General features: G+C 39.1%; 11 protein-coding genes. All 11 read left to right on the top strand.

Annotation, left to right across the window (positions count from 1 at the left end; translation table 11 throughout):
- The 11 genes from BI291_RS08005 (at position 1) to BI291_RS07955 (ending at position 19,479) form a co-directional block, all read left to right on the top strand.
- Positions 1-1,791, top strand: coding sequence for a sodium:solute symporter family protein (locus tag BI291_RS08005; protein ID WP_074498122.1), 1,791 nt, complete (start codon positions 1-3; stop codon positions 1,789-1,791).
- 39 nt (positions 1,792-1,830) lie between these two features.
- Positions 1,831-4,068 (top strand): GH92 family glycosyl hydrolase, encoded by a 2,238-nt coding sequence (locus tag BI291_RS08000; RefSeq protein ID WP_074498121.1) that lies wholly within the window; start codon positions 1,831-1,833, stop codon positions 4,066-4,068.
- A 3-nt stretch (positions 4,069-4,071) separates the two neighbouring features.
- Positions 4,072-4,962: a BadF/BadG/BcrA/BcrD ATPase family protein gene (locus BI291_RS07995; protein WP_074498120.1), complete on the top strand. Its 891-nt coding sequence runs from the start codon at positions 4,072-4,074 to the stop codon at positions 4,960-4,962.
- A gap of 19 nt (positions 4,963-4,981) precedes the next feature.
- Positions 4,982-5,986, top strand: a complete 1,005-nt coding sequence (locus tag BI291_RS07990) for an isoaspartyl peptidase/L-asparaginase family protein (RefSeq protein WP_074498118.1) — start codon at positions 4,982-4,984, stop codon at positions 5,984-5,986.
- Between the two features lie 95 nt (positions 5,987-6,081).
- The gene (locus tag BI291_RS07985) at positions 6,082-8,580 is read left to right on the top strand and encodes a glycoside hydrolase family 97 catalytic domain-containing protein (RefSeq protein ID WP_254849546.1); all 2,499 of its coding nucleotides are present in this window, start codon (positions 6,082-6,084) and stop codon (positions 8,578-8,580) included.
- A 158-nt stretch (positions 8,581-8,738) separates the two neighbouring features.
- Positions 8,739-8,945, top strand: a complete 207-nt coding sequence (gene nrtS, locus BI291_RS07980) for a nitrate/nitrite transporter NrtS (RefSeq protein ID WP_074498113.1) — start codon at positions 8,739-8,741, stop codon at positions 8,943-8,945.
- Between the two features lie 33 nt (positions 8,946-8,978).
- Positions 8,979-10,628, top strand: coding sequence for a methyl-accepting chemotaxis protein (locus tag BI291_RS07975; RefSeq protein ID WP_074498111.1), 1,650 nt, complete (start codon positions 8,979-8,981; stop codon positions 10,626-10,628).
- A 401-nt stretch (positions 10,629-11,029) separates the two neighbouring features.
- On the top strand, positions 11,030-11,536 hold the full coding sequence (locus BI291_RS07970; protein WP_074498109.1) for a hypothetical protein: 507 nt from the start codon (positions 11,030-11,032) through the stop codon (positions 11,534-11,536).
- A 132-nt stretch (positions 11,537-11,668) separates the two neighbouring features.
- Positions 11,669-12,724, top strand: a complete 1,056-nt coding sequence (locus tag BI291_RS07965; protein WP_074498108.1) for an efflux RND transporter periplasmic adaptor subunit — start codon at positions 11,669-11,671, stop codon at positions 12,722-12,724.
- Positions 12,725-12,726: 2 nt separating this feature from the next.
- The gene (locus BI291_RS07960; RefSeq protein ID WP_074498107.1) at positions 12,727-15,858 is read left to right on the top strand and encodes an efflux RND transporter permease subunit; all 3,132 of its coding nucleotides are present in this window, start codon (positions 12,727-12,729) and stop codon (positions 15,856-15,858) included.
- Between the two features lie 135 nt (positions 15,859-15,993).
- On the top strand, positions 15,994-19,479 hold the full coding sequence (locus BI291_RS07955; RefSeq protein ID WP_074498106.1) for a PAS-domain containing protein: 3,486 nt from the start codon (positions 15,994-15,996) through the stop codon (positions 19,477-19,479).
- The last annotated feature ends 111 nt before the right edge of the window (positions 19,480-19,590 follow it).

The following is a 19,590-nucleotide window of genomic DNA, read 5'->3' as shown; positions in this document are numbered from 1 at the left end:
ATGTCGTTACAACCTGTTGATATACTGATTATCGTTTTTTATTTAATTGCAACATTGGCGATAGGCTTTAGCTTATCTAAACGTGCATCTAAAAACATTGACTCTTACTTTCTTGGTGGCCGTAAAATTCCTTGGTGGGCACTTGGTGTATCAAACGCTTCTGGCATGTTTGATATTGCAGGTACCATGTGGTTGGTATCGATGTGCTTTGTCTATGGTTTGAAAAGCGCATGGTTACCTTGGATATGGCCGATATTTAACCAAGTGTTTTTAATGATTTATTTATCAGCATGGTTACGACGTTCTAACGTTATGACGGGGGCTGAATGGTTAAAAACTCGTTTTGGTGATGGTCGTGGTGCTGAGCTTTCTCATCTTGCGGTAGTGATATTTGCTGTAGTCAGTGCTATAGGCTTTATTTCTTATGCGTTTAAAGGAATAGGTAAGTTTGCCGTTATTTTTTTCCCTTGGGACTTATCTCCTGATACCTACGCACTGATTATTTTTACTTTTACCACGCTATATGTTGTGAAAGGAGGCATGTACAGCGTAGTTTTTACAGAATTATTGCAATTCGTCATTATGACGGTTGCGGCTATTGCTGTGGGCGTCATCGCTATGAATACTGTAAGTAGTGACGCTTTGAACGCTGCTATTCCTGCTGGCTGGAAAGAGTTGTCATTTGGTTGGCATTTAGATCTTAACTGGACAGGCGTAATTGACTCAGTTAATCAAAAGATGACGGATGATGGTTTTGGCTTATTCGGCATTTTTTTTATGATGATGTTATTCAAGGGGATTTTATCGAGCTTAGCAGGGCCAGTTCCTAACTATGATATGCAGCGTATTCTAGCAACAAAAAATGCCAAAGAAGCAGCAAAGATGAGTGGGATAGTGTCATTAGTGATGTTTTTTCCGCGATACATGATGGTAGCTGGATTATCAGTATTAGCTTTAGTATTTATGGGGCCTGAAATACAAAGCAGCAATGAGGCTTTTGATTTTGAACAAATTTTACCTTATGCCATTGAAAACTTTATTCCTGTTGGCTTAAGTGGTCTTTTGATTGCTGGCCTATTGGCTGCTTTTATGTCGACCTTCGCTGCTTCAGTTAATGCCGCACCAGCGTATATCGTCAATGATGTTTACAAGCGTTACTTTAATCCGCGTGGAAGTGAACGGCATTATATTCTGTTCAGCTATCTCATATCTACTTTATTAGTGGTTGCTGGAGTCGGTGTTGGTTACCTTATTTCTAGTATAAACGACATCATGCAATGGATTTTCGCTGCTTTATTTGGTGGTTACGCAGCTGCAAACTTACTTAAATGGCATTGGTGGCGCTTCAATGCATTTGGTTACTTTTGGGGGATGATGTCTGGATTGATTGCATCATTAGCTTTACCGTTAATATATCCCGATTTACAGCCCTTATACGCGTTTCCTTTCCTTCTATTGGCCGGAATTACCGGTTCAGTCCTAGGCACATTATTAACACCGCCAGAAAAAGATGACGTACTGATGACCTTTTATAAAAATGTACGTCCTTGGGGTTTTTGGCAACCTATTCACCAAAAAGTATTGGCGCAAGATCCGAATTTTGTTAGTAACGCTAATTTTAGACGTGATGTCCTCAATATCGTAGTAGGTATGATTTGGCAAATATCTTTAGTGGTTATCCCTATTTATTTAGTGATAAAAGAAGCAAATTCAATGGTCATTGCAATAGTCGTCATGCTTATAACATCATTTATTTTAAAGAAAAATTGGTACGACAAATTAGAAAATTAACCATTTCAACTTTTAACTGGAAATTAAAATTAGCACACTATGAAAAAAAGAATTATGTTATCCGCTGCTGCATTACTTTTGACACTAGGCTGTAGTCAAAATCAGTTGGGTAAATCAAACTCAAAACAGTCGGTTAAACCAGAACAGACCGTTGATGTTCTATCCTATGTGGACCCCTTTATTGGTACTGGTGGCCACGGCCATACATTCCCTGGTGCTACAGTACCTTTTGGTATGGTTCAACTTAGCCCTGATAATTTGACGAAAGAAAGATGGGACTGGACTTCTGGTTATCACTACTCTGACGATACTTTGTTAGGTTTCAGTCATACCCATTTATCGGGTACTGGAGTTGGCGATTTATTGGATATTTTGGTGATGCCTTTTGTATCAAACTATCCTGAAAACACTAATAATGACGTTGGTCATTTGTATGCAAAATATCAAAAGGAAGATGAAAAAGCATCAGCGGGTTATTATTCTGTTTATTTACCCCAAGAAGATATTAAAGCTGAACTAACGGCAACTGCACGTGTAGGTGTACACAGGTATCATTTTGGTGGCGAGGGGACACCACAAATACTCGTAGACTTAGGGTATGCACAAAATTTTGATAAGGCTGTTGATACGTATTTTCGTATTGAAAATAACACTACGTTAGTTGGTTATCGTAAATCAACTGGTTGGGCTAAATTTCAACCTGTGTACTTTGTCATGGAATTTAGTGAAGCGTTTTCAGCTCAGCTATTTAATGAAAAGAAAATGGTATCAGGCGATAGTATTCAAGCAGAAAAAAGTGAAGCTGTACTAAGTTTTGCTCAATTGAATAATAAAAGTGTCACTGTCAAAGTGGGCATTTCATATGCCAGTATTGAAGGCGCTCGTAAAAATATTGCCATTGAAGCACCGTTTTTTGACTTTGATAAAACTAAGTTAGCAGCAGAGAGCTTATGGCGGGATCAGCTGAATAAAATTCAAGTAAAAGATAATAATGAAATAGAGAAAACAAAGTTCTACACTGCCCTATATCACGCTTTTATGGCACCACATTTATTTAGTGATGCCAATGGTGAATATTACGGTGCTGATGGAAAAACTCATGTTGCTGAAGGGTATAACCGTTATACATTATTTTCTCTATGGGATACTTTTCGAGCATTACATCCATTATTGACGATCACTAATCCCAAATTAGTGGATGACTTAATAAAGTCGATGATGGCCTTTTACGATGAATCAGGTGTTTTGCCAACTTGGGATCTGATGTCGAATGAAACAGATGTGATGATTGGATATCATGCGGTTCCCGTTATTGTTGATGCTTACTTGAAGGGATTAACGACAGTTGATCCTGAGAAACTGTTACAAGCAAGCAAAACATCTGCAATGCAAAATAAGTTTGGTATCGATTTGTTCGACAAATATGGTTATATCCCTTCAGAATTAGAAGTTGAGGCTGTTTCTAAATCTTTAGAATATGCCTACGATGATTGGGCAATTGCCGAATTAGCTAAAGCGATAGGCAAAGATGATGACTATCAATATTTCACCAAACGAGCACAGTCCTATAAAAACTTGTTTGATAAACGTGTTGGTTTTATGCGTGGCAAAGATCAGTCAGGTCAATGGGTAGAAAACTTTAGCCCTACTCATGTTGATCATCGCACTACTGATTATACAGAAGCTAATGCATGGCAATATACGTGGTTTGTTCCACATGACGTAAATGGACTAAAGAATTTATTTGGAAGTGAACAAGCTTTTATTAATAAATTAGACCAATTGTTTACGGTGAGCTCAGAAATGGAGGGTGATGTTTCACCGGATATTTCAGGACTTATCGGCCAATATGCTCATGGTAATGAGCCGTGCCACCATATTCCTTATTTATACGCTTTTACGGATCAAAAATGGAAAGGTGAAGCACGAATAAAAGAAATTAGAAAAACAATGTATCGTGCGGATCCAGATGGTTTGGCGGGCAATGATGATGTTGGTCAAATGTCTGCTTGGTATATTTTCAGTTCACTTGGTTTCTACCCTGTAAATCCAGCTGATGGAAAGTATATTTTTGGCACGCCATTATTTGATGAAGTGACACTAACATTAGCCAATGACCAAAAGTTTACAATTAAACAGCTGGGCAGCACAGGTGAAAACTTTGTAGATAATATTGATCTAAATGGACAAAAGCTTAATCGTAACCATATTACACATGATGAACTTAAGCGGTCAGGTCATTTAACGTTTTCATTCCAGTCACGTGAGCGTGATTAAGAGATGAAAGTAGTTAATGGCGAAGTTTTTTATGCGGGTATAGATGGTGGTGGTACGCATTGTCGAGTGCGTATTGAATCGTCATGTGGTCAATTTCTCGGACAGGGTATAGGAGGCACAGCAAATCCTTCACATGGTCGAGCAACTGTTATTCTTTCGATTATGACAGCGTTTAAGGAAGCACTAAAGCAAGCAGAACTTTCGGAACAACATTATGGACAGTTTGTCGTTGGCGCGGGGTTGGCAGGGTTGCATTTACCTCGTTATCTGACGATGATGCAAAATTGGCAGCATCCGTTTAAAGCGATGTATTATACCGATGATTTACATGTCGCTACTATCGGTGCACATGCTGGTGGTGATGGAGCCATGGTTATTGTTGGCACAGGATTTAGCGCACTTTCTTTAGTCAATGGCGTGAAAACAATGATTGGCGGATATGGCTTTCTTCAAGCCGATCATTGCAGTGGTTCTTGGTTAGGTTATCAAGCGGTACAAAAAGCATTGTTATCATATGATGGTTATGCTCAGCCTAGCTTATTATGTGAACTGGTAACACAGCACTTTAATGCCAGTGGCTACCAGCTGGCTGATACATTAGCAGAAGCCGGCGCTAGAGATTTTGGCGCTATAGCCCCACTTGTATTCAATGCAGCTGCAAAAGGGGACGTTGTTGCACAACAACTGATTAAAGACAGTTGTCAGTTTATCGTTCGTACCATTGATTTATTGAAAAACACTAACCCACCAAGAATTACATTATTAGGAGGAGTTGCAAGGCAACTCATTCCTATGTTGCCTGTAACGCTTGCTAAAGAGCTATCCTCGCCAATACACAATGCAGAGCAAGGGGCAATTAGTTTTGCCAAACACATGCAATTAAGAGCCAATTAGTAACTATTAAGGAATAGTAATGTCATCTAAAAGAGAGTTTTTGAAATTTTCATTGGCAGGTGCTGCAACGTTCAGTGCCTCAGGCCTTTTTACTGAGGCATTAGGAAAAAGCCACCCAAGTGAGATCACGGCGCATCATACAGAAAAAAAAACGATTAATAAGCCGATTGTTGTTTCAACATGGCAACATGGTATCGCAGCAAATAAAGCCGCTTGGCAGGTATTAACTACTGATGGTAAAGCCATTGATGCTGTTGAAAAAGGCGTTAGAGTCCCCGAAGCAGATCCTGAGGTAAGAACCGTTGGTTATGGGGGCTACCCAGATAGAGAAGGGAAAGTAACGCTCGACGCCTGTATTATGGATGAAAATCAAAACTGTGGCTCAGTGGCTTTTTTACAGCATATTAAACATCCGATATCTGTTGCACGTTTAGTAATGGATAAAACGCCACATGTGATGCTTGTGGGAGAGGGAGCATTAAAATTTGCTAAAGAACAGGGATTTAAAGAAGAGAACCTGTTAACTAAAAAATCTGAGCAAGATTGGCGACAATGGTTAGTTAAATCAAAATATGAGCCAGTGATTAATATTGAGAACCACGACACAATTGGTATGTTAGCGCTAGATAAACACGGTGACCTTTCAGGTGCTTGTACTACGAGTGGAGCGGCATTCAAAATGCATGGCAGAGTTGGTGACTCGCCCATTATTGGTGCAGGGCTTTATGTTGACAATGAAGTTGGTGCAGCAACGGCGACGGGGATGGGGGAGCTGATGATAAAAACCGTAGGTTGTCATCTAGTGGTCGAAATGATGCGACAAGGTATGAGTCCAACCCAAGCTTGTCAAGCAGCGGTAGAGCGTATAGCAAAAAAACTAGGGGATTATAAAGACTTTCAAGTGGGCTTTTTAGCATTGAATAAGTCAGGAGAGTATGGCTCTTTTTGTATTCAATCAGGCTTTGATTATGCGGTTACAAGTAACAAAACCAACCAATTATTTAATGCAGCTAGCTTGCTATGAGTATGTCAGGAAAATCATTTTTAAACATAATTAAACACGTTATGTTTTTGATGAGTATTTGTTTTGCTTTTGGTGTTTGTGCTAATGACAAATATATGATTGATTCTCCAGATAAGCGTATTAAATTAACTTTTTCAGTAAAAACAGGTATAGCACAATATCAAGTATCTTATGACAGAGTTGAGTTGATCAAACCTTCAACGTTAGGGTTTAAATTTCAATCACAAGCAAACATGCTAGCAAACTTTGTCGTGGAATCTACTGACGTTAGCGAAGTAAATGCACCATGGAAAAAAGTTTGGGGGCAAACAAGCACAGCAGAAAACCACTATCGACAACTGAAGGTTGTGCTTAGTGAGTCAGGTGAGTTCCCTCGTCGATTACATCTTTATTTTCGTCTTTTTAATGATGGTTTAGGGTTTCGTTATGAATTTCCGGAACAAAAAAACCTAACAACCTTTGCCATAACATCAGAAGAAACCGAATTTGCTTTTACGGATAATTATACGACTTGGTGGACTCCTGCCGATTATGATAGTTATGAGCATTTATACAAAAAAACACCACTATCGCAAATAACGGCGGTGAATACACCCATTACCATGAAAGGTAAAAATGATGTTTTCTTAAGTATTCATGAAGCAGCTTTAACTAACTATGCTGGGATGACGTTAATTAAAAAAAACGGGCAAGCATTACGATTAACGAGTGACTTAGTGCCTTGGCCTGACGGTATAAAAGTTAAAGGAAAAGCCCCTTTTAAAACACCATGGCGAACCATTCAAATTGCTAAACGTGCCGCTGATTTAATTGAATCCAACTTAATAGAAAATTTAAATGAGCCGAGCGTTATTACCGACAGTTCTTGGATAAAACCTATGAAATATATCGGTATCTGGTGGGGGATGCACATGAGGAAATATACATGGGAGTCAGGACCAAAGCATGGCGCTACTACTGAAAATACTAAATCCTACATTGATTTTGCTAAGCAGCATGGTATCGGCGGCGTTTTAGTGGAGGGATGGAATCAAGGCTGGGAAACATGGCATACAGGCCACAATGTACAAGACTTTACTACGGCTTATGATGACTTTGACTTAGCTGAGGTTGTTCAATACGGTAGAAAAAATAATATCGCTTTAATTGGTCATCATGAAACAGGTGGCAATATTCCTATGTATGAGCAACAAATGGAAGCTGCTTTTAAACTCTATCATGAGGTAGGTGTTCATGCAATTAAAACAGGCTATGCTGGAAAAATGCACCCTGAAGGTGTTTTTCATCATGGCCAACAGATGGTTAATCATTACCGAAGAGTAGTAGAGCTTGCTGCTAAATACCGCATTATGGTGAATGCACATGAACCGATAAAGCCGACAGGAATACGACGAACTTACCCGAATATGATGACACGTGAAGGGGGACGTGGAATGGAGTGGAATGGCTGGAGTGAAGGGAATTCACCGGAACACACGGTAACATTACCTTTTACTAGGTTACTTGCAGGTCCTATGGACTATACCCCTGGAATTTTTAATATTCAATTTGATCCGCACGGTCAATATCGAGTGCATTCTACTTTGGCTAAACAGCTTGCCATGTTCGTTGTTTTGTATAGTCCAATGCAAATGGCGGCAGACATGATTGAAAATTATCATGAACAACCTGCCTTTGAGTTCATAGAAGCTGTTCCTACTACGTGGGATGAAACAAAAGTACTTCATGGTGAAATTGGTGATTTTATTACGATAGCTCGCCGAAAGGGTAGTCAATGGTTTATAGGAAGTATGACAGATGAAAAGCCGAGGACGGTCGATGTTTCATTGGATTTTCTTGAGGAGAACACAAATTATATTGTCCGAGCATTTTCTGACGCAATGACAACAGATTTTCAAGATTCTCCAGCGGATATAGAAATTAATGAGCTTGTTGTAAACAAGGGGGATCAATTAACAGTTGCTATGGCCAGTGGAGGTGGACACGCTTTTTATCTTACTCCGGCTAGAAAAGGGATTGATTTTCAACGTTTAACGGTTGCTCAGCATAATGAAATTGCTCGTAAAAAGACTTTAAAATTTGAGCAAGGTAAAAAATATGGTGAGATCACTAAGGTAAGTCACCTTGCTGTAGGAAAAGATATTCGTTTGTTGTCATTGTATGATGAAAAGTATGCCGCCAATGGAAATGATACGTTAATTGACGGCTTGTCAGGTGGCCCCGATTATAAAACATTATGGCAAGGCTATCGCCAAAAAGATTTGTCTGTTGTGATAGATCTGGGAGAACTAACATCGGTGTCATCGATTGAAATTGGCTTTTTACAAAGTGTTCTTCACTCCATTTTGCTGCCTACAGAAGTACGTTTTTCACAATCAGAAGACGGGAGTAATTTTACTTTACTTGGTAAAGAATCCTATGAAACAAAAGCCAATGTACCAGACTATCAACTAAAGCAATTTAAAGTAGCATTTACGCCCAAACGAATGCGTTACATAAAAGTAACTGCAAAAAATATCTCAAAGCTGCCAAAGTGGCACATTCGTCCAGGGCAAGAAGCATTTATATTCGCGGATGAAATTATCGTTAAATAATGAGTAAATAACTTTTTAATATTTTGGTAAGCGCACTAATATCATGCGGTCCATGAATAACAACGTATCTATAAATATTATCTTGTTAATGAAAGTTTTTATTTAATAACTAGTTCTTACATATACCGCACTGACAACGTAATAGTGAATAGGGTGAAGTGAATTACACACGAAAGCAATTTAAAACAGCAGTTACTATAAGCCTTGTTGTGGGGACAATTTTAACGTTAGTGAATCAAAGTGATGTTATTTTTAGTGATCAACCTCTGAACTGGTTTAAAGTGATCATCACCTATATCGTGCCTTTTTGTGTATCGGTGTATTCAAGTTATGCGACTCGTATTGAAACAACGATGAAACGGTAAATTAGCCTTATACTTCTTTTGACCGGAATAAAAATGAACCTTTTAAATAACCTAACAATTAATACACGCCTTTTAATTGGCTTTAGTATCACTTCATTACTTATGCTGGTATTAACGCTGGTCGGTATTTTTAGAGTGAATATGATCAGTCATGATCTTAGTATTATGACCGATGTAAACATTGTTAAGCAGCGTTATGCCATTAATTTCCGTGGTAGTGTTCATGATCGTGCTATTGCCATCCGTGACTTGATCAATTCTGATACCTCTGAAGAAGCTCAAAATCATATTAATGACATTAATAAGTTAGCTGAGTTTTATGAAAAATCACATCAAAAAATGCAAACGATGATAAGCTCTGAGATAAGTTTTAGCGATAAAGAGAGTTCTTTATTACAGAAAATTGAGAATATCGAAAATAAAACAGAAAGCTTCATTTTAAAAGTTATAAATATAAAAACCGATAAAATAAGTGGTGATGCTTTATCATTATTGAAAACGAGTGGAAGCCAATTGTTTATAGAGTGGTTGAATACGATCAATGAATTTATTGATTTAGAAGAAGCAAAAAACATTGACACCACAAACGCTATTTTAAAATATGCCTCCATGTTTAAAAATACCATGTTAATGTTGACCTTCAGTGCGCTTTTACTTTCAGTATTAGTCGCCTATTTTATTGCGAGTAGTTTTAAAGCATCTTTAGGAGCTGAGCCAGCTGTTGCTGCCGATTCATTAACAGCAATAGCCAAAGGTAATTTAGTACAAGCGCTTTCCACACCACACAAACATAGTATGTTGGCAACAATGGCAAACATGCAGGAACGTTTGAGAAATACAGTTCTTGAAATTATAAAAGCTTCGTATGATTTAAAAGCTCAATCAACAATAGTGACTAGAGGCTCAGAAAATATAGTGCGTTTGGCGCAGCAGCAGCATGAATTAACCGTTACAACACGTGACAATTTAAATAACATGAAAGTTAAGATAAATGATATTTCAGAAACGGCGGCGAAAAATAAAGTCAATGCTAAGTTAATGGTCGACAGGGCTAATAATGGTATAGGTTCTATGTCGATGAGCGTTGATGCAATGCAAAATGTCGCTAACACTGTAACGCAGGCGGTTGAACAAATAAGTAAACTAGAAGCTTTAACTATTCAAATTGGTGGTATTACTAATGTTATTAATAGTATCTCAGATCAAACTAATTTATTAGCATTGAACGCCGCAATTGAAGCTGCACGTGCTGGTGAGTCAGGGAGAGGTTTCGCAGTTGTTGCTGATGAAGTTAGGCAGTTAGCATTTCGAACGGGTGAAGCAACTAATGAAATTCAATCCACTATTGAGCAAGTACAAAAAGAAACGTCGACTGTTGTTTCTGTCATGCAAAATACACTTCCAAAAGTTCAGGATGGCCAAACAAAAACGCATAATGCCATGAGTTTACTTGAGGAAATTGAACAAAGTGCGAATAGTTCGTTTAAAAATGCATCTGAAGTGTCGAACACGGCAGGTGAGCAAGTTGATGTTATTGGTACTATTACAGAAATGATGGCAAAAATTGATGATATTAATGAAAAAACTGTTTATTCATTAGATCAGAATAACGAAGCTACCCTTGCTCTAGATAAGTTAGCAAGGGTGTTAAATCAAGAAGTTGGCTTTTTTAAAACGGCTTAGCATCTTGTTTGCGAGGCGCGCTCAATTGATTGAATAATGATTTCTTCACGAAGATAAGTTGTGGGCTGGTTACGGAATTTGACGCCATAAACAGGGATGTGGAATACATTTGCTTTAGTTTTGTGAATGAGTTGTTGCCGTTGTTCTATTAATTGTTGATCGATAATGAGCCTTGTAATGCCATCTGGTAGCTTGTTGCTGCCTGTTAATAGAATATGCAGGGTGTTATATAAGCATTGCTAAAGATAGTACAGTCATCATTAAGCCATTTAATCGAAAAAATATGTGACGTTAAGCTTAACAGGTTATATGTGTGTTCCACATTTTTATCCTAGGTTTGAAACTTGCTATTCAATAGACTTTTGGTAATAGTAGAGACAGGTTGGAAGAGGCAATAAGTAATGCACTTTTTATTATTATTTGGTTTGTTTTTTTTCTTTACAGAAGTATCCGCTGAAGAGTTTATTGGTCAGTGGTACATTACGGACAAAAGTTCATCATTAACCGCTCATACACGTGACGGTGACAACCAGTTACACCTTGATGTTCAGGAAGGTAAAGTAACAGCCGTCAGGCTTTATTTACCTAACTTTTCGCATTTCGGAGAGATAAACGCTGCCTTTCAATATAGCTCACCTAAATATGGTTTGATCAGAACAACAACATACAAAATTGACGGCGAACAAGTCTTGCTAACCGATGCGTTTGAAATTCATTCCTTTGTAGAAAACCTTAAAGATATTGCTACACATCTTATGTTTCGAGAGCACAATCTAGGCAATTCGTTTAAAAATAGAAAGCTTACGATTTCATACATGGATACCAGTAAAAAGCCTAAATGGCGTCATGCGAAATTTTCAACTATTGAAATTGATGAGGTCTTACAAAAGCTTGGTGTAATCGCGTAACGTATTCTATTGGTCAAAAAGTTGAATTTTCCCTTTAATTATTAAGTTTTTTAGCGTTAATGTGATGAATAGCATGTAAATTTCGTATACCCTAATGCAAATAGTTATTATTACACCTAATGGTTGGGATTTATGGAAAAGTTAATACTATCACTGGTTATCGCTGTGCTTTCACTGCCTGTAAACGCAGAATCTGTAATGAGTGTTGAAGCCGTTAAAGGTGAAGTTGCGAGTGTCAGTGAAACATTAACGCTTTCTGGCAGTATAGAATCTAAGCAGCACGCAAGTTTAGCCCCTTTACAAGCGGGGGTTGTTGATAGCATTTTTGTAGAAGCTGGAGATGTCGTTACTAAAGGCCAGCCGCTTATGCAGCTTGATAATACACTCGCTGAACTTGAATTGCAGCAAGCAACGGCCGACCACCAATCAGCACAAGCGGAGCAGTCAGAAGCTAAGCGCTTATTGCAAGAAGTTGAAGAGTTATCCAGTAAAAAGGTGGTTGCACAAACAACGATAGGAGAACGTCGCTCTCAATTAACGATAGCCAAAGCACAGGTTTTACGTGCTAAAGCCAGTGTTGAGCAATACAAAGAAACAGTAGAGCGGCATGTATTACGTGCGCCTTTTGCAGGTATTGTTTCAGCACGTCATATTGATATTGGTGAGTGGGTTACTCAACAAACGGTTGTGTATACACTCGTTGAGCAACAACAGCTTCGTGTCAAACTTGCAATTCCGCAAGAATATTTATTTCAATTAACTAATCCACAAACTCATAACGTTACCATTATTCCTGACATCATTGGTGCTAACCCCATTTCGGCAACGTTGAGTAAAATAGTACCTGTTGCAAATGAACAAAGTCGAGCAGTTACTGCGTGGGTAGACTTACCACAAGGGCATAATTTAGTGTCGGGCATGTCAGCGAAAGTGAATATTGCATTTTCGGGTGATGCTACCAATAAACACTTAGTGTGGTTGCCTAAATCATCAATAAAAGCTCACCCTGATGGCGGACGTTCAGTATTTATTGTTGATAATGGTACGGCAAAAAATGTCAAAGTAACCGTCACAAAAACCCAAGGAAATAAAGTTGCTGTTGTAGGCATTGATGAAAATCAACGAGTCATTACAACGGGGGTCGCAATGTTAAAAGCAGGTAGTAAAGTCTCGGTAAAGGGTGAATAGCGATGATTAAACAAGCCGTTAACCGAGGCGTATTAGTTGCTGTAGTTGTCCTTATTTGTAGCATTTTAGGTGTGGTAGGTGCACTTAATATTCCTGTACAAATGATCCCTGATTTAGAAGTTAGAACTATTTCTGTGCAAACGGGCTGGCCAGGCGCAACACCACAAGATGTTGAAAAAGAAATTCTGATCGAGCAAGAACGATATTTACGTGGCTTATCGAACCTCAAGCGAATGGTCTCGTTCGCTGATATGGGTGAAGCGAATATTGAATTAGAGTTTCCGTTTGGTGTTGATGCAAATGATGCACTTATTCGGGTTAACAACGCGTTAAGTCAAGTGCCGGCTTATCCTGAGAATGTTGACCAACCTAGGCTTTATTCGAGCTCATTTTCGGGTAATGCCTTCATGTATTTTACTCTCAAGCCTGTGGCAGGTAATCCATTTGATCTTGATGTTGATATGCTAAGAGATTATGCCGAAGATTTTGTTCGGCCTCGTATGGAAAGCGTGGCAGGTGTTTCTGAGGTTCGCGTAAGTGGTGGTGCTCAGCGCCAAATTCAAATTAAAGTTGACGCAGCTCGCTTAGCACAACGAGGTGTGAGTTTACCTGAGCTAAGAACCGCGATTCGAACACGTAATAAAGATACCTCAGCGGGTGATATAGAAAGTGGTAAAAGTCGTTATTTGTTGCGTGTTATTGGTCGTTTTGAACACTTGAGCGAATTAGAAGAGTTAGTTGTCGCAAGAAAAAACACCACAGATATTCGTTTAAAAGATGTCGCGACGGTCAACTTAGACCATTTTGAAACCCGAAGTGTGTCTTACAAAGATGGAGAACGAACACTCAGGTTGTCTGTAAGGCGTGAAAGTGGCTCAAATGTACTTGCGATTAAAGATGCTATGTTGCCTATTGTTACAGAGATTAATCAACAACTATTAGCGCAAAATGGCCTTGAGTTAACCTTAATGAGTGATGACGTGCGTTACGTTAAAAGCTCGTTAGAAAATGTGTGGATCAATTTAGCGCTTGGCGCGCTGTTAGCAACGCTGGTCATGTATTTATTCTTACGATCAGGTAAAGCAACATTAGTTGGTGTGATGGGGATACCTATCTGTACTGTGGCAGCATTTTTAGCGTTAATGTTGTTCGGCAGAACTATTAATGTTATCTCGCTGGCGGGGGTTGCATTCGCCATTGGTATGACCGTAGATAATACTATTGTCGTGCTTGAGTCTATCATGCAAGCAAAACGACAAGGTGTGAGTAAAGTACAGGCGGCTATTAATGGTGTCACTGAGGTTTGGCCTGCAGTGTTAGCTTCTACTGCTACAACGGTATTGGTTTTTGCGCCTATTTTATTTGTTGAGCAAGAAGCAGGGCAATTATATTCTGATATCGCAATTGCTATTTCAGGCGCTATTATTGCCTCGATGTTTGTTGCTATTTTTGTCGTGCCTGTTGCACTTGCAACCTTAAGTAAGAAAAAAGATTTACAGCATGGAAAACAATTAACACTTTCAAGTAAATGGTTAATGTTAGCGAATCGTTTTACCCAAACGAAAAGGCATGCGCGCATTACTTCTGCGGTATTTATCGTTGTGATTCTAACCAGTGCATTTTTATTGATGCCGGCAGCGGAGTATTTACCCGAGGGTGAAGAACCAAAAGCCTTCTCATCAATGATCGCCCCACCAAGCTATAATTTATCGGAAATGATGGTGATAGGGGAAGAGATAAGATCGTACTTAGATCCTTTTGTGTTAGATGCACACGAAGAAAAGTTTTTAGCAGGTCAGTCTGAAATGCCTCCGCTTGAATATTATTCAATGTCAGTTTCTGTGGGGCGAATTTGGCTACTAAGCGCGCCGAAAGATGCAACGTACATTGATCAAATGATGACAGCAATCACGGATAAATTTAGAAGTTATCCTGATATGCGGGCTTTCTCATCACGGGGGTCAATTATTTCAAGTAATGATGGCGGTACAAGGGCTGTTGCTGTTGATATAGCCGGCAGTGATATTAACGAGCTATATCAAGCTGCAGATGCTGTTTATCAACAGGCAAGTGTCGTGTTTGACAATCCACAGATCAATTCAGATCCAAGTTCGTTAACCTTAGATCAACCATTAATTGAAATAAGCCCAAGATGGCAAAGGCTTTCAGAGTTAGGGATTAACAATAACGATTTTGGCTATGCCATTGCTGCAATGAGCGATGGAGCTTATGTTGATGAGTTTATTTTAGAAGATGATAAAGTCGATATTTTTCTGTTTAGTGGTGAAGGTAACCAGCAAAGCCTTACGCAGCTAGCTAATACACCGATAATTGCCCCTGATGGTGAAGTTCTGCCACTAAAAGCCCTGGCTGATTTAAAAGAAAGCCAAAACAGTAATTCTTTACGTCGTGTTGATGGTAAACGAACGGTAACGGTTTATATTATTCCTCCGCGTAATGTGGCGTTGGAAATCGCAGAGCAAAAAGTACGGCAAGAGTTATTGCCAGCACTATGGCAGCAAGGAGCAATCGCGCAAGGTATTAATGTTAGCATTAGTGGTGCAGCTGATCAGCTTGAAGCAACACAGGCATCTTTAAGTAGCAACTTTATTATTGCGCTTGTCTTGTGTTATTTATTGCTCGTGGCAATATTTACCCACTGGCGTTACCCCTTATTTATTCTTGCTACAGTACCGCTTGGAATGGCTGGTGGCTTGCTGGGACTAGTGCTTATTAATGGATTAAATAAAGCGTTAGGCTTTGTTGGCCTTGGTTTAATTCACCTGCCTTTTGATATGATCACCATGCTTGGTTTTCTTATTCTATTGGGCACGGTAGTTAATAATCCGATATTAATTGTGGATCAAACGCGCCGTTTTGTTATTGAGCAAGGCATGGCGGTTAGACAAGCGGTGATTCAATCGGTTGAAAAACGGCTAAAGCCGATACTTATGTCAACGGCTACTACACTTTTTGGCCTCGCACCTTTAGTGCTTATACCTGGCGAGGGTACAGAGTTATATCGAGGTGTAGGGGTTATTGTATTGAGCGGTATTTTTGTGTCTACCTTTTTAAGTTTGACTTTTTTACCCGCCTTACTCGTTGCAGTACTCCATAAAAACAATGATAAGTAAATATACTTGATAATATAATTCAGTATAAAAATGGGTACTTTATTGTACGAGAAAGCATAACAGTACTTTAGCACTATTCGCAATTGAGGAAAGATAGATTAGTATGGCTAACACAATAATAAAAAATTATCTGTTATGCTGCCGATTTCTGTCTTAGTTTTATTAAGCTTTTTCTATCTTATTTTACTGTTTACCATCGCCTTTGTTGGCGATAAATACACAATCTCAAAGAAAGTTAAGCCGGTAGTATATAGCCTAGGGTTAGGAGTTTACTGCACCTCTTGGGCGTTTTATGGCGTAACAGGGCAGTCAGCTACCACGGGATGGTGGTTTACACCAACCTATACCGGCGCTATTTTAGTGTTCATTTTCGCTTGGCCTTTAGTGTTAAAGGTTGCTCGCATTTGTCGTGAGCAATCGTTAACCTCGTTAGCCGATTTTATTGCTTCTCGCTATGGTAAATCATCTAAACTAGCTGGCTTAATTACCATCACGGCAGTGTTTGCTATTATTCCGTATATTGCTTTGCAGCTTAGGGCGATTACTAGCAGTTTCAACGAAGTGATTAATTACCCCACTGAACAATCTCCCGTAGATATTACCTTATTGTTTACCGTTACCTTAGCCGTGTTTGCCATATTATTCGGCACTAGGCGTATTCGCCCCTCTGAACATAACCCAGGGCTCTTATTAGCGATTGCGTTTGAATCGATAGTGAAGCTATTCACCTTTTTAGCGATTGGTTTTTTCGTGTGTTTTTACATGTTTGACGGTATGACTGAACTGTTTCAACAGGCAAGCGAGCACCGTGCGGTTCAAACCATTAGCTCGCCACCCAGCTATGTTTACGTCATGCAAACGTTATTAGGCGTGTTAATGATGTTTTGTTTACCGCGTCAGTTTCATATGACTTTTATTGAATTAGATGAAGAAAGAGAGCTTAAAACAGCACGTTGGCTTTTTCCTGTATATATGATTTTAATCAATATATTTGCATTACCTATTGCTTATGCGGGCTTAATTTTATTTGATGGTGTGAGCGTTGGCTCTGACAGCTTTATGCTGCAATTGCCGATATTAGCGGGCAGTCAATTAATGACCTTAGTGTCATTCTTAGGTGGTTTTTCTGCGGCGACGAGTATGGTGATTGTCGCAACCATTGTATTAAGTATTATGATTTCAAATGACTTGATCACACCAAAATTACTAAACCGTGAAGCACATGCCGGCCAGCTGCAAAAGCTTAGCCCTGATAAACTGCTGTTGATCCGCCGTATCGCTATTGTGATTATACTATTAGCCGCTTATGCCTATTATCAGGTTACCTCTAATTCTGAATTATTAGCGGTTACCGGTTTAATGTCTATGTCGTTAGTTGCACAGTTTTCTCCAGCATTATTGTTAGGGTTGGTATGGCGAAAAGCGAACCAAAAAGCGGCTTATCGCAGTATTATTGTTGGCACGCTATTTTGGGCGTACACCTTGTTATTACCTTCGCTTCATCAAAGCTTGATTAATATTGAAGCACTACTTCAGGAAGGTTTTTTAGGTATTGCGTGGCTGCGTCCAACGATGATGTTTGGCTTGGAGCTCGAATTTATTTCTCACGGTGTGTTTATTAGTCTCGTGGCAAGTTTCTTGGTGTTTGTATATTACTCTTTAACAACTACGCCAGAGATTACAGAGCAATTGCATGCGGTTAATTTTATTCAACCTGATGACTCTCAGCGTGATATTAACCAAATATCTTCTGCGCTAACCATTCGCGATTTACATAGTTTAGTGGCTCGTTTTTTTGGACCAACGATAGCTGATCAGCTTATTAATGATTATTTTCAACAGCAGACGTTTAACTGGGAGCATGTTGCACCGGTTGCTTTAGAGCAAAAAGCAGAACAAGAATTAGCGGGTGTGATCGGCGGGGCGTCAGCAAAACTATTGTTTGATTCAGCAAAACGCAGGCGTAGCGCGTTGTTAAATGATGTGGTTGATATTGTTGATGAAGCGAGTGAGTTGCTACGCTTTAACCGTTCGTTATTACAAGCGACCATTCAAAACGTTGAACAGGGTATTTCGGTGGTCGATAAAGAATTACGTGTTGTTGCATGGAATCGCCGCTACATAGAAATGTTTGATTACCCTGAAAAAGAGATATTTGTCGGTAGGCCAGTAGAAGAAGTATTACAGTTTAATGCAAACAGAGGCTTATTTAATAAAGACAACCGTAATGAAGAAATAGCTAAGCGAATTTCGTATTTGCAGCAAGGGAAGTCTTACCGATTTCAGCGGGTGCAAAAGAACGGTAAAGTGTATGAAATGTCTGGTAACCCTTTGCCAGGTGGCGGCTTTGTTACTACGTATGCAGATATTACTGAATTTGTACACACTCAAAAAGCGTTAGAAGAAGTGAATGTACATTTGGAATCACGTGTTGAGCAACGTACGCATGATTTACAGCAGTTAAATTTACATTTACAGGCAGCCAAGCAAGAAGCAGAGCAAGCTAATATCAATAAAACACGCTATTTTGCCGCATTAAGCCATGATTTATTACAGCCGTTTAATGCTGCCAGCTTATTTTCTTCTATCCTTGCAGAAAAAGCAGGAGAACAAGGTGGCGATAAAGCTGATATTAAAGAATTAAGCGATAATATACATTATTCGTTGACCAATGCTGAGCAGTTATTAAGTTCGATTCTAGAGCTAACAAAACTAGATGCTGGCAGTACAACCCCCTATTTAGAAGACTTTACAATTGAGAGCTTTATAAAACCTATTGCGGAAGAGTTTTCGTATCTTGCACAAAATAAGCAATTAACGTTTGAACAACACATAGATCATTGTGCAACACGTTCTGATAAAGCGTTATTAAGACGTGTGTTACAAAATTTATTAGCAAATGCGCTGCGCTATACCGATCAAGGCACAATTGCATTAAATGCTTACCAATTGCAGCAAAAACTGATTATTGAGGTAGCTGATACAGGTGTGGGGATAAAACAAGAAGATCAACAACGTATTTTTAACGACTTCGAACAAATAGAAGGGGCACAAGGTAATAAGCATCATGTTGGCTTGGGGTTAGGCCTCGCCATTACTTCTCGTATTTGTAAAATTCTAGGTATTCCACTGTCGTTAACATCTTCAATAAACGAAGGGAGTTGTTTTACCTTATCATTGCCAGTGATCAAAGTGTCGCAGCAAACAGAAGTTGACAAACTCCCCGTTATTAATCGAAATAGACGAGATTTAACGGGCTTACATGTTTTAGTGATAGATAACGATACTGCGGTCTTGACGGCGATGGAGCAACGCTTATTAGAATGGGGGTGTCAGGTCAGTGTTGCACACGATCAACAAACGGCTTTAGCAAAGTGTCAGCAACAATTACCTGAAATGATTTTGGCCGATTACCACTTAGATCATGGTAAAACGGGTGTTGATGCGGTTAATCATATTCGTGATACTTTACAGTGTCAGATCCCTATCATTATCAATTCTGCTGATCATTCCGAAGAGCTTTATGAGCAAGTCGTTGAGAATAACTTTATTTTTATAAATAAGCCGGTAAAGCCTGCGGCATTAAAGCGTACGATAAAATCGTTGATGGTGAACATTTAATTATTCATCAATAGTGTGTTATACCAATTCGCATAAATATTCGGTCATTCAGCGAGAATTAAACGCTTTAGAGGCACGGCGTTGATTGCAGAGAATGGTTATTCAGGAGAA

This window comes from Thalassotalea sp. PP2-459 (genome assembly GCF_001913705.1).
Classification (GTDB): domain Bacteria; phylum Pseudomonadota; class Gammaproteobacteria; order Enterobacterales; family Alteromonadaceae; genus Thalassotalea_C; species Thalassotalea_C hakodatensis.
Note: the sequence above shows the minus strand (reverse complement) of the source record. Positions and strands in the feature narration are given on the sequence as shown.